Origin of the sequence: Thiothrix sp. (assembly GCF_028714775.1) — a bacterium.
GTDB lineage: Bacteria > Pseudomonadota > Gammaproteobacteria > Thiotrichales > Thiotrichaceae > Thiothrix.
On the sequence record NZ_JAQTLS010000007.1, the window covers coordinates 58,590 to 71,818 of the forward strand.

Below are 13,229 nucleotides of genomic sequence, written 5' to 3' on the forward strand. Positions count from 1 at the left end.
AAAGCGAGTATTCTCCCCCTACGAGAGATACTTAAATGACCACGAAACCACCCGGCAAGAAAGCCACGTACACCCGGCATAGCACCGAGTACAAACAGGAAGCCCTGAAACTGGCAACCCAACTTGGGATAGCCAAAGCCGCCAACCAATTGGGTTTACACGAATCGCAACTGTACAACTGGCGTAAAGACAGTGAACACGCCCACAGCGTCAGCAAACGTGAATCCAGCTTGGCAGCCGAGAACGTCCGCCTGAAACGCCAACTCGCCCAGCAGGCGGAGGAGTTGTCGATCCTAAAAAATGCGGCGACGTACTTCGCTCAACAGCTCAAGCGAGGTACGAATACATGAAAAAACATCGGGTTGACTATTCCATTGACGAGATCTGTGCGTGTTTTGGTGTATCCCGTAGTGGTTATTATGCATGGCTGCACCGTAAACCCAGCCAACGGCATCAAAACCGCCAGCACCTGGACAATCGGGTTCGGTTACATTCTGCCAACGGCTACCGGAGTCCGGTAAACTTCGAGGCAGATTTCAAACAAAGCCTCGCTTTTTAGACTATCCATTTTTGATGGGGTAGATCAGATTCTGGGTGGGTGGCGTGAATTGCTGATATGAAAACCGAAAACTCATTTGCGATGGGCATGTATATGAAAAAAATTTTCTCGAAACTATTTAACTATCTCTTCACGGAGATAGCCCCATACCTTATTATAATCAGGCATCCTTTACATCTTTTTCTTTTGAAGTTAAATTCAAAAAACGTTGGAAAGAACTTTAACTTTCACTACGGCGTCTTGTTTCTTGGCACAAAACAAACCACATTTGGTGATAATATTGATATTGGCAGACACTCATTCTTGAGCATGGGAGGAACCCAAAGCTCTATAGGCAATAATGTCATGTTTGGGGCGGGAGTAAGTCTCATCACGATCATGCACCAATACACTGATTTGACAATCCCGATGAAATACCAGCCATCTATCTATTCCCCAATAATTATCGAAGATGATGTCTGGTTAGGCGATGGGGTAAAAGTTATTTCTGGGAGCAAACCAATTATTATTCGAAAAGGCATAATTATTGGTGCCGGTTCGGTAGTGACAAATAACCTCGACACGGAGTATGGCATATATGCCGGTAGTCCTGCGCGATTCATAAAGATGCGCTTGTAATCGCCCATTATAATTAAGTGCGCAATTCTCTGCATCCAAGCCAAGGCGCAAACTGTTCAATCCAACTTTTAGCATATCCCATGCTTTTACTCTCATCTTTCCATGAATTGGAAATGACACCTTTGAGATAATCGCTCGAACTAATGAAGCTCTCTGAAACCCGGCGCTTGATGGTTTTCCAAATAAATTCAATGGGGTTCAGGTCGGGTGAGTAAGCAGGAAGGAAGACAAGTTCCACATTGGCGCGATCCGCACCTCCTTTGTGTTTCAAGGCAACATGGCTGGAAAAGTTATCCATTAGCACGATGGTCGCCTTGTAGGAGGCATTGGCTTCACCCACTTGCGCCAAGAAAGCGGCAATGGAGACTTGTGTGGAATCGGGCAAAAAGCTTTGGACACTTTCACCTTGGATGGCGTAGAAACCGATGCTGTTGGCTTTGCGCCGGGTTGTGTCTTTGGTGATGTCCAAATGGTTGCCAAAGTGCCAAAAGCGCACCGTATTGGCGGTGGTTTGTGGGCTGGCCTCATCCAAAAAACCGATGGCGATGTCCTGTTTGGAGAAACCCTTCGCCTCCAGCTTCTGGTGGGCTACGTCCAGCGAGGCTTGCAACAAGGCTTCAGCATCAGCAGGGCGTCGGTAGTCATGCGGGTAAGGTTTTGACAGGTGCATCTTGAACTTGCCCTTCAGAATGCGGCTAATTTGCCAACGGGACAAGTCAACATCCCATAATTTCACTATCAAATCATGGATTTCGCGGGTCAGCCACCTGTCCTTTGCCAACAGGATGAGTTTCAGCTCCCCCAACTCCTCCGCTGTCAATTTGGATGGATGCCCAGTTGGACGGTCTGAGTAGTGAAGTGTGTGGATTAAGCCATCACGGCCTTGTTCATTCCACTGTCTGATCCACACGTAAGCCGTGGGGATAGCAATACGAAAAATTTGGCACGCTTTATCCAAATCATACCCCACCAAGTTGACGGAGTTCAGGAAGGCCAACCGATATTTCACCATGCTGTCCTCTTCTTTATCCAAACAAACCGGAAGAAGATGCACGTTGTTGATAAGCGAGCTACTGCACTTTTTCATGGATGAACCTCAGCACAAAGCCCCTTCCCCTTGAGAATAGTTCCTTACTTAACTATAGTGATAATTGTGAGAGTACCAGATGACCGAATACCACAAATATGTCTTCGATAGCAGCAATCGACGTTTCGTTGGTAAATTCGAGGAGATGTATCAACAGGAAAAAATTGTCAACTTTGACAGTTGGCATCAAGATGATTCTAGGCAATTGAATCGAAAAATTGCACTTGAAATTTTAAGTGGTTATAATTTCGGAAAGATAATTGATATTGGTACTGGCAAGGGTACTCTTACCCATCAATTAAAAAAATTTAACAATCATGTTCTTGGTCTTGATATCTCGCCTACCGCCATCGAAGTGGCTCGCGCACGCTTTCCTGATATTGAATTCGATGTCGCTGATGTCAATGATCTGCCTTGGTTAACGCTTTACTTGGATAACAAATATGGTGGCAACGCGCAGGCTAGGGGGGCAGATCTGGTTTTCACAGCCGAATGCTTATCCTACATAGAGCATTGGAAGGAGTTGATTTGTGAGCTGGCGAATCGTACGCGCTATCTTATGATCAATCTTTTTATTCCCCCAAACCCGATCGGATTTGTAAAAAGCATAGAAGAACTGGAAGCAGAGGTCAGCCTTCATTTCGAAATATTGGAGCTGGTTGTTATCAAGAGATCACGTTTTGTGGTTCTGTTTGCACAGAGTCGATAATTTAATAAGAGATTGAGTCATGCCCGGATACGAAGTCATTGGAAATGAAGAGTTGGCCGAAGTACAGGATGTCTTTAGTCATGGTGGAATTCTGTTCCGTCACGGCTTCGATGGATTACGCAACAACTGCTACAAGGTTAAAGAGTTTGAGCAGATCTTTGCACAATTCATGGGTGTTAATCACGCCCTAGCTGTCAGCTCAGGAACGGCAGCTCTTCGTGTGGCACTGGCTGCATTGGGCATTGGCCTAGGTGACGAAGTCATTACGCAAAGCTTTACATTTGTCGCCACGGTTGAAGCAATTATTGAAGCACGCGCAGTACCAGTATGCGCCGATATCGATACAACATTGAATATGGATCCGGCTGACCTTGAGCGTCGGATCACCCCACGCACAAAGGCAGTTATCGTAGTGCATATGTTGGGCATCCCGGCAAGACTTCCGGAGATAACTGAAATCTGCCGACGTCACAACTTACTGCTAATCGAAGATACCGCTTGGGGGTGTGGGGGGACTTTGCAAAATAAACCCTTGGGAAGTTGGGGAGATATCGGTACCTTCAGTTTTGATTTTGCGAAGACCATGACCACGGGAGAAGGTGGCATGCTCGTTTTTCGGGATGAGGTCGTCTATCAGCGTGCGGCTGCTTGGCATGATCATGGCCATGAAAACAACCCTGCTGTGCCGAGGTGGGAAGATACTCGTGCGTCCAGTGGCTTCAACTACCGCATGATGGAATTACAAGGCGCTATAGGCTTAGCGCAGCTCAAAAAACTACCGGCTGTCATTGCTTCCCAGCGCGAAAACAAGGCCGCACTTTGGCAAGCAATCGCTGATTTGCAAGGCATCGAAGCACGTGAGATGCCAGAGGGGTCTCTCGAAACCGCCGATGCCTTGGTTTTCCTAGTGCGAGATAGTACAACTGCACGTCGATGTCGGGATGAACTACTCAAGGTAGGCTTAGCCACAAAAATTCTCCCCGAAGCGTATAGCTGGCACTTTGCCGGCACGTGGAATCATATGCCTGAGCTGGTTAATGCCCATGGCGGCGATCTGGCAACGGCATTTTCAACATCTCATGAAATTCTTTCGCGAGCTGTTTCGTTACCGGTTGGGGTGAAATTAGCAGAAAACGCTCCAGAAAAAGCTCGAACCGCCTTGAACAAGGTACTCGCGGGCTGAAAAACATGAAGCAAAACCCGACAAAACAGCCAAAAGTTTCGGTCATTGTAGCAGTCTACAATCAAGAGCGATTCATTGGTCGCTGCCTACGTTCTCTGCTACACCAGACAATCCCACATACTGATTATGAGGTTATTGTAGTTGACGATGGCAGCACTGACCGGACAGCCTATGCTTTAAGTCTTTTTACAGATCGATTTGATGCGCCAATCAAAATCATAACAAACGAAAGCAACAAGGGCTTACCTGCATCGCTCAATCGAGGTATTCAGGCAGCGCAAGCTAAGTATGTCGTACGAGTCGATTCTGATGATTTTGTAAATGCGAATTTTATAAACTTTCTGCAGTTTTTTCTCAAGACCAATCAATATGTGGATGCGATTGCATGTGATTATTATTTAGTCGACGATGCCGAAAATATTCTGGAGCGAGCTAACTGCATAGAAAAACCTATTGCCTGTGGAATCATGTTTCGGAAAGAGCAGCTTTTTGAAGTGGGTCTATATGATGAAGCATTTCGCTGCCACGAAGAGCGCGAACTACGTATCCGTTTTGAGAAAAAATATCAAATTCATCGCCTTGAACTGCCTCTGTACCGCTACCGCCGCCATAATAACAATATCACCAACAACACAGCCCAGATGAATCAGCATTTAGAAAAGCTGGTTCGTAAACACATGATTGAAAGTAAGTAAACTTAAGGGAATGACCATGACTATTTCGATCCAGCTAGGCGCACGTGAAATTAGCCCCCGCAGCACCCCATATGTAATTGCTGAAATTGGTGTCAATCACGAGGGATCAATGGATCAAGCGAAACACCTAATAGAACTTGCGAAGGAGGGAGGTGCAGATGCGGCCAAATTCCAAAGTTACAAAGCGGGGACCCTGGCATCCAAGCACTCCCCTTCATACTGGGATACTAGTAAAGAGGCAACCCGAAGTCAGTATGAGTTATTCAAGAAGTACGACGTCTTTGACCCTGACGAATACATCAAACTGGCCGAACATTGCCAGCAAGTCGGTATCGATTTCCTATCTACACCATTTGACGATACGGCCATCGATTTTTTAGACCCGCTTATGCCATTTTTCAAAATCGCCTCAGCCGATTTGACCAATACCCCATTTCTGCGCAAGGTAGCAAAAAAAGGCAAGCCAATACTGCTATCCACAGGCGCATCTACGCTAGGTGAAATCGATATTGCAGTAGCAACATTAACTGAAGCAGGCTGTAACGATTTGGCATTGCTGCATTGCATCCTGAACTACCCCACTGATAACGCTAATGCCCATTTAGGGATGATAAAAGGGTTGGCAAGAGCTTACCCAAACCACATCATCGGTTATTCTGATCATACCTTGCCTGACGAGGCGATGACCCCCTTAATCACAGCACACCTACTGGGTGCGGTAATTCTGGAAAAGCACTTCACCCACGACAAGAAATTGCCAGGCAACGATCATTACCACGCAATGGATATGTCGGATCTCGCACGATTTGTTCAAATGTCGAAACGGGTTCATGAATTACTGGGCGATGACGATCATAAGAAGCCAATTGTGACTGAAGCCATTTCCAGAAAAAATGCCCGTCGCAGTATCGTCATCGTCAAAGATATTCCTGCCGGATATGCGCTCACGGAAAACGATATTACCTATAAGCGGCCGGGTAGTGGCGTTAGCCCCCTTTACTGGGACGAGGTGATAGGTCGGGAAACCACCGAAGCTTTGGAGGCTGATCATGTACTGCAGTGGCACAATCTTGCAAGTCAGCCCCTATGATGCGAGTCATTGCGCTGGTGCAAGCTCGTATGGGTTCAACCCGATTTCCGGGCAAGATGCTCGCGAATTTGGGGGGGCATCCCATTCTAGAGTGGGTACTACGTAGAACAAATCAAGCCTGCTTAATTGATCAAGTCGTCTTGGCTACAACCGATCTCAACCATGATGATCCATTGGTTGTATTAGCCCATAAACTTGGATTTGAAATTTTCCGGGGAAGCGAGTCTGATGTTCTTGATCGATTCGCAACGGCGGCGTCTATGTACAAGGCTGATGCAGTAGTACGAATCTGTGCAGATAATCCGTTTATCGATGCAGATGAAATTGATCGGCTCGTAAGCCATTTCAAAAATAATCCTTGTGACTATGCTTGTAATCATCAGGATCGCCTTGGAAGTCGCTATGCGGATGGTTTTGGCGCAGAAATCTTTTCAAATTCACTATTGCAGCAGATTGCACAAGTTGCCGTTGAGCTTAAGCATCGAGAACACGCAACGCTTTATCTTTGGGATCACGCAAGTGAATTCTGCATTACTGCCATCCCCTCCCCTCCAGAGCTGGCATATCCTGAACTTCGCTTTGACATTGATCTTACTCAAGATCTAAGCAATCTCGAAGAGTTGGTAAGGCTTGGAGTGCACATAGACTCAACGGCATTCGAAATTGTCCCGTTAGCTCTGAACCGTAGTCATGCCACGCTAGTCACCACTGATGTCACGTACGCCCCTCCTAATAAAGGTGACACCTATTTCCTTGGATCTTGGTGTTTTTCGTCTCGAAAAGATGAGCGATCGGCAAAAGCTGCCGGACGAATTATTCCTTATCACTGGGATGATCGCGAAAAGTTAAAAAGTGATTTCGAGCTGCTTCAAGGAGTTAACGATGAACTCCTCAAGGAGTTGATTATGGTTCTTAATCAACTCCATCTCATAAATCAAGACGAAAGATTTTGGCGTCTCCTATTAGGTTATTGGCTAAATATTTACACAACCGTAGTATTCGATCGTTGGGCATCGCTTAAGCAAGCAATAAAACAAAGAAAAAAATGGAAAACAGATGTTTTTCTTGTTGAAGAAAATAAGCTCGCCACTAACGATACTGAGGAATTTATTAAAAAAGCAACTGAGTCATCAAGTTGGAATCACTCATTGTTTTCCTTGATACTTAGGTATATGCCAGAGATACGAATAGATCAAATAGAAGCAAACGCAAATGAGGCTGCAATCGCAGTTAACAATCCCAAGAAATATGCAACCAAACAGTTGCTAAAGAAAATCGTTAGAAATGGAGGTGGTAGAACAAAGCTTAGAGACCGATTTTTTCTTATAACCACATATCTTCCAATCAAATCGATGATCAGTTTGGAGTTAGCACTGAGTCAATTTCCCCTCCCAAACTTTCAATTTGAAGACAAGATTGAGTCAGAATTTGATGCAAAGATACGCCAATGGTCGCTTCCACCCGGTGCGGCTAAAGATGAGTTTAATCATATTGTTCGCGCGTTATTGCCCAAATTCATTCCAAAGATATTCATTGAGGGATTCCATGATTTAATGATGGTTGCGAATAAACTTCCATGGGCAGAATCACCCAAAGTTATATTTACTAGCAACCGCCACTTCACTGATGACGTATTTAAAGCATGGTCAGCGATAAAAATATCTCGCGGCGCACGTATGTTGATTGGGGAACATGGTGGGCTCGGGGTTGGATTATTCAATGGTGCGCATGCGTATGAGGTATCAGTTGCAGATACATATCTGAGTGCAGGATGGTCTAACACTCGAAATGAAAAAATTCTACCTATTGGAAACCTTAGGATGGCTGGACGTACCATAAGGCCAAAACCAACAGGCAAAGCATTAATGGTTTGCGTAAATATGCCACGTTTTGCATTTGATATTCGCTCAATGACCCTATCAAGCCAGATACTTGATTATTTTGAAGATCAATATGTTTTTATTGAATCATTACCGGCTAATTTACGAGATCAAATTTTGATTCGCCTATACCCATCTGACTACGGATGGGAACAAAAAGAAAGATGGTTAGATCGGCATCCAGAGATAACTTTCGAAGAGAGTAAATTGCCGTTACTTAGAATCGAAGCAGAGTCCAGATTATTCATCGCGACTTATGCCGCAACAACATATATTGATACTCTAGCTGTGAACTTTCCTACAGTAATATTCTGGAATCCTAAACTTTGGGAAATTAAGAATGAAGCACAGCCTATATTTGTCTTGCTGAAAGAGGCTGGCATATTTCATGAGACACCACAAAGTGCAGCTAACCATATTTCAAGGATTTGGAACAACATACCGGAATGGTGGGAAAGTGATGTTGTACAAAATGCCCGTCGATCGTTCTGTAATGAATATTCATCTATGCCTATCGATTTGATTGGTACTGTTAAGAAGGTACTGCTCGATGAGGCAGCTCGATCTGCCATCGGCGAATCACGGTAGGGCAACTTGTCTGTCCGCGCCCGCTTCGGCTTCAGCCTCTTTGCCAATCTATTCAAGGCTGTCATCACTTTCGGCACTGGTATGTTGGTCGCCCGCAGCCTAGGACCGGAGCAATATGGCAAGATGATGTTTTTACTCGGCACTTTCACGGCAGTGCGTCAGTTATTCGATGTGGGTAGTTCAACAGCGTTCTTCACGTTTCTATCGCAACGCCAGCGCAGTCGCCGCTTTGTGGGCTGGTATTTCTCTTGGCTCGGGTTGCAGTTTTTGCTAACACTAACTGCGGTCAGTCTGTTGTTTCCCGCTTCTTGGATTCAACTGATCTGGAAAGGCGAGCAACGTAACTTAGTGATTCTCGCATTCTTTGCCGCCTATATGCAGTCGGTGCTGTGGTCGGTCATACTACAAATGGGGGAATCGCAGCGACTAACAGGCTGGACTCAGGGGGTCGCGGTTACTGTTGCTCTGATGCATTTCCTGCTGATAGCTATTGCTTGGTGGGGTGGTTGGCTGGTCATCTGTACCGTTTTTGGGCTGATGATCATCGAATGGAGCATCGCAGTAGCTGTGATCGTGAAACAGTTGCACTTTCCGGTAATGCCAGAAGAACCCGACACACCCAAATCGGTTTTTACGGAGTTCTGGCGTTACTGCCAGCCCTTGGTTCTTTACTCTTGGCTAGGTTTTGCATATGAATTTGCCGATCGCTGGCTCTTGCAAACCTACGCCGGCAGTGAACAACAAGCTTATTATTCGGTGGCCTATCAGTTCGGTGCCATTGGCGCGATTGCCACCTCCTCGATTCTCAACATTTTCTGGAAAGAAATTGCCGAAGCACACCACCAAAACAACCATGAACGTGTCACCATGCTCTATCTACGGGTGTCACGAGGCTTGTTTTTCGTCGCAGCAGTCGGTGCGGGCTTTCTTGCGCCATGGGTCGAGGATATCATGCGCATCATTCTCGGAGCGACCTACGTAGACGGTGCAAGCACGTTGATGATCATGTTTTTCTATCCCCTGCACCAGTCGATGGGACAGATTGGCGGAACCATGGCTTATGCCACCGGAGCTGTGGCTACTTATGTCAAAATTACCATGATGGTTATGGTATTGAGTACAGTGTTGACGTATTTCGTTTTGGCTGATGCCGCCGCCTCCTTGCCCGGCTTGGGACTAGGCTCTCTGGGACTTGCCAGTAAGATGGTGGTGATGCAAGCTTTCTCGGTGAATGCACTAGCTTTTTACCTGTCCCGTAGCTTGGATATAAAGTTCGATTGGCTGTTTCAACCCGTAGCGACGTTGGCGTGCGTGGCAGCCGGGCTACTTGCTTACACCGTTTCGCAAATCTTGATTGATGTCAGTAGCCAGATTTGGCTTGCCCTGATGGTAGCAGGATTACTCTACGCTATATTGATGCTAGTCTTGATTGGGTTATCTCCCAGTCTAGTCGGCTTGCATCGAGCCGATTTGGCTGCTGTTATTGCCATGGGTCTTCGATTTGTGCATAAATGATTAAACTCACATGTATTTCAGCGTCTTCATCCCCAACAGTAGTAAAAGTAAAGAATGCAGTACTGCTTTACCACGTTTTCCAGTGTTGTATCAATAGTCAAAGAACGCGAGGTAACACGGCAGCTTTTTTGTGAGATGCCGCGATGCGCTGCGTAGCCAACAAGCATAATAGTAATCAGAAATATCATTCAAATTTAACTCTGAAGTATGGAAATATAAATGAGTAAATCACGCATCTGGGCTGTTGTTGCTGCCCGATCTGGATCCAAAGGTTTCCCAGGAAAAAATATCCGTTTATTGGCAGGCAAGCCTCTTATTGCACATGCGATAAATTTTTCCAATGAATCTGGTATTTTTGAAAAGGTATTACTTTCAACCGACTCTGAAGAATATGCAGATATTGGGAAAAGGTATGGTGCTTGGATTCCGTTTCTACGTGGAGCCAATGCTGCACAAGATAGCAGCATGGAAGAACATATCCTAGAAGATATTGATATGAAGCTTAGACTTAATAACACTACCCCACCTGATATAATTGTTTGGTTAAGACCTACCTTCCCCTTCCGATCAATCGAGGACTTGAAATTGGGCTTGTCTAAATTGGAAGACTCTATTGACTCTGTTCGTCTTGTTACCGAAGGTGAGCCGCGTCTTTATGAAATTCGAAACGATTACCTTGTTCCACGATTTGACGATCGTGGATGCTCAATGATCCGCCGTCAAGAGTTTCCAGCAACATACAAAGTATTTCATACCGACATATTCTGGTATCGCAATGTTGCAAAAGGTAAAAAGTTTCTTGGTGACAGAGTGCGTGCAGTGCCAATCCATAAGATTTGTGCTATGGACGTTGATGGCATCGAGGATTTCCAAATGATCGAGGCGTTAATGGCTTCAAACTATCCACTAATTCGCAAATATTCGCACTAAATTTCGCCATCCTAACTTGTAAAAACATACAATTAACGTTCTGATTGTTAAACACACAATACTTACAACTATTTTAATCTCCTTCATATGACATGGTCTTTAAATATGCAGACACTTGATTTATATAATCAAATTTCATCTTCGCTTCCCAGCATTTTAAATACTCGAAATCGTTTTCGAATGAAGGAGGATAATAGCTATGTCAGCGAAGGTGATCTATTGATACAGTCTATTGTTGAATCATGGGTCAAAAAAAAATTCCCAAATCATCTATTAATTTCTGAAGAGATGGAACCTTTTGACGATGTTTGGGATTCTTTGGGCAGCTATGTGGTACTTGATCCTATTGATGGTACGGAAAACTTTGTTTCTGGACTCAAAGAGTGGGGTGTTGGTTTATCAATTTATACAAATGGTAGGCACGAAGAATCATGTATTTTTTTACCAGAATTAGATGAATATCAAACAACAGGCATGCCCATAAAACGGTATCGATCGAGAATCGTGGGGCTGTCGTCATCGTTAACTGCAGAAGATGTTGCCAATCTGAAATGGCAGCAAGGCGTTGAGTTCAGAATTATCGGTTGCGCCATGTACAACCTACTGATGGCAGCACGGGGGGCGTTTAAACTTTTTGAGAACATTAAAGGTGTGAACTGTTGGGACATTCTTCCTGGGCTCAATCTTGCAAAAGAGGCAGGTTGTCGAACATGGGTCGATAACGAACCCTACTGCGGGCAGATACTTTTCCCAACGAAGAAGTATCGCGTTCGCATTGAGCAAGGGAGTTTTGAAAATGAAGATTCATGATATGTTGCGAGCGGCTACGCAAGGCAAGGAAGCCGCCGATATCGTGATTATCGGCAAAGGAGCGAGTCTCGATGCAGTCCGCACCAACGCGCTCCGTGACAAGATCATCATCAACGTCAACGATTCAGAGTCGATTGTCCAAGGGGACATCGGTGTCTTTCACCACGGCTGGGTATTGGATCGTTTTGACCATATCCCGCCCAGTTGTCGCTTGTATGTTACCGATCGTACTTTATCAGGTAGAGTTGAGGTTTTTCCAGCACGGTACGCCCGTTATGATGAGGAAAGTGAACTTTTCATTGAACGCTTCTTCGATGAAGAAACACTCTGGTTGGAGCACACCGCAATAATCAGTTGCCTACGTGTGGCTAACGAAACAGCTAAGGCACTCGATTCAAGAAAACGGGTTTTTTTGCTCGGTTTCGATTTCTCACTGGAAAATGGTTTTTCAACACGCATCGAAAATGGCTTACATGGTATGGACGATGCGCATGTGGATCATTTAGTCCGCTTGCAAGAATCCTACCTTGAAAAACTCCTGAATGAACGCGTGCGACTGAACATCGATATTGTTCACATCGGCACACGGCCTTATTCTCTGTTCACAGTGGAGGCATTCAACGCGTTACTTGAGACAGCACCCGCTAAAGTAAATTCTCTGGTCGTGGTATCACCACCTGCAAAAAAGGAACAGGACGTCCTAGTGGTGGCGGAAATCACGACGAACCACTTTGGAGACAGGGAAAGGCTTAAAGCAATGATCCGACTGACGAAAGAGGCTGGTGCAGACTACATTAAGCTCCAGAAGCGCAATGTAGAAAGTTTTTACAAAGCGGAGACGCTGTCAAAACCTTTTAAAAGTCCCTTCGGCACTACTTTCCGTGAATATCGGCACGGTCTTGAACTGACGAAGGAAGACTTCGAATGGGTAGACTCATTTTGCAAGAAAATTGGGATCGGTTGGTTCGCATCTATTCTTGACGAACCGTCATTTGAGTTTATAAAGCAGTTCAACCCTGCTTTGATCAAGCTCCCATCTACAATTTCAGAAAAGAAGATGTACTCGCAAAAGGTTGGCGCAGAATGGACTAATGGCTTGGTTATTTCTACGGGAATGACTGGACTTGAATATGAAGACTTCATTGCAGACTCCTTCAAGAAAGCAAAGGAAATTTATTTACTTCAATGCACCTCAGCTTATCCCACACCGGAAAACGATGTAGGAATTGGTGTTGTCCGTCATTACCGTGATTTGTCAGCCAAGGATTCGCGGATCATTCCAGGCTTTTCAAGTCACGACATTGGATCTCTGTGTTCGCAGATGGCTGTCGCTGCTGGTGCAAAGATGATCGAAAAGCATGTAAAGCTGGGAGGTGTGCAGTGGGCTCATTTTGACGAAGTTGCACTGGATTTGTCTATGAATCAGTTTGCAACATTTGTGGCCGATGTGCGGCGTGCGCAGCGAATTGTGGGTTCGGAGATAAAGAAGATTTTTGATTCTGAGCATCATAAGTATTAACTTACCTCTAGCAGCCATCTCCAAAATTGAGAAAGCGGATAATTGA

At 45.2% G+C, this 13,229-nt stretch carries 12 protein-coding genes; 11 read left to right on the plus strand and 1 reads right to left on the minus strand.

Going from position 1 to position 13,229, the window contains the following annotated elements; all coding sequences use genetic code 11:
- The first annotated feature begins 35 nt into the window (after nucleotides 1–35).
- Both PHE17_RS07835 and PHE17_RS07840 read left to right on the plus strand, forming a co-directional pair.
- Complete coding sequence (locus PHE17_RS07835; RefSeq protein ID WP_301015270.1) at nucleotides 36–350, plus strand: transposase; 315 nt, start codon at nucleotides 36–38, stop codon at nucleotides 348–350.
- Nucleotides 351–616: 266 nt separating this feature from the next.
- A complete protein-coding gene (locus PHE17_RS07840; protein ID WP_301015271.1) occupies nucleotides 617–1,177 on the plus strand; it encodes a hypothetical protein in 561 nt (186 codons plus the stop codon).
- A gap of 13 nt (nucleotides 1,178–1,190) precedes the next feature.
- On the opposite strand, the gene PHE17_RS07845 is transcribed toward PHE17_RS07840, so the two are convergent.
- Nucleotides 1,191–2,189, minus strand: coding sequence for an IS630 family transposase (locus tag PHE17_RS07845; RefSeq protein ID WP_301015272.1), 999 nt, complete (start codon nucleotides 2,187–2,189; stop codon nucleotides 1,191–1,193).
- A 154-nt stretch (nucleotides 2,190–2,343) separates the two neighbouring features.
- On the opposite strand from PHE17_RS07845, the gene PHE17_RS07850 reads away from it, so the two are divergent.
- The 9 genes from PHE17_RS07850 to PHE17_RS07890 all read left to right on the plus strand — a co-directional run bounded on the left by PHE17_RS07850 (nucleotide 2,344) and on the right by PHE17_RS07890 (nucleotide 13,183).
- A complete protein-coding gene (locus PHE17_RS07850; protein ID WP_301015273.1) occupies nucleotides 2,344–2,973 on the plus strand; it encodes a class I SAM-dependent methyltransferase in 630 nt (209 codons plus the stop codon).
- 19 nt (nucleotides 2,974–2,992) lie between these two features.
- Nucleotides 2,993–4,156, plus strand: coding sequence for a DegT/DnrJ/EryC1/StrS family aminotransferase (locus tag PHE17_RS07855; protein WP_301015274.1), 1,164 nt, complete (start codon nucleotides 2,993–2,995; stop codon nucleotides 4,154–4,156).
- A 5-nt stretch (nucleotides 4,157–4,161) separates the two neighbouring features.
- Nucleotides 4,162–4,851, plus strand: a complete 690-nt coding sequence (locus tag PHE17_RS07860; RefSeq protein ID WP_301015275.1) for a glycosyltransferase family A protein — start codon at nucleotides 4,162–4,164, stop codon at nucleotides 4,849–4,851.
- Nucleotides 4,852–4,867: 16 nt separating this feature from the next.
- Nucleotides 4,868–5,941: an N-acetylneuraminate synthase family protein gene (locus tag PHE17_RS07865; RefSeq protein WP_301015276.1), complete on the plus strand. Its 1,074-nt coding sequence runs from the start codon at nucleotides 4,868–4,870 to the stop codon at nucleotides 5,939–5,941.
- Nucleotides 5,938–8,409: an LIC12162 family protein gene (locus PHE17_RS07870; RefSeq protein WP_301015277.1), complete on the plus strand. Its 2,472-nt coding sequence runs from the start codon at nucleotides 5,938–5,940 to the stop codon at nucleotides 8,407–8,409. Before PHE17_RS07865 ends, PHE17_RS07870 begins: the two co-directional genes overlap by 4 nt.
- Nucleotides 8,410–8,415: 6 nt before the next feature.
- Nucleotides 8,416–9,924 carry a lipopolysaccharide biosynthesis protein gene (locus PHE17_RS07875; protein ID WP_301015278.1) on the plus strand — a complete coding sequence of 503 codons (1,509 nt, stop codon included), beginning with the start codon at nucleotides 8,416–8,418 and terminating at the stop codon, nucleotides 9,922–9,924.
- A gap of 219 nt (nucleotides 9,925–10,143) precedes the next feature.
- Complete coding sequence (locus PHE17_RS07880) at nucleotides 10,144–10,854, plus strand: acylneuraminate cytidylyltransferase family protein (protein WP_301015279.1); 711 nt, start codon at nucleotides 10,144–10,146, stop codon at nucleotides 10,852–10,854.
- Between the two features lie 105 nt (nucleotides 10,855–10,959).
- A complete protein-coding gene (locus PHE17_RS07885) occupies nucleotides 10,960–11,664 on the plus strand; it encodes an inositol monophosphatase family protein (protein WP_301015280.1) in 705 nt (234 codons plus the stop codon).
- Complete coding sequence (locus tag PHE17_RS07890; RefSeq protein ID WP_301015281.1) at nucleotides 11,651–13,183, plus strand: N-acetylneuraminate synthase family protein; 1,533 nt, start codon at nucleotides 11,651–11,653, stop codon at nucleotides 13,181–13,183. Before PHE17_RS07885 ends, PHE17_RS07890 begins: the two co-directional genes overlap by 14 nt.
- Nucleotides 13,184–13,229 lie beyond the last annotated feature (46 nt).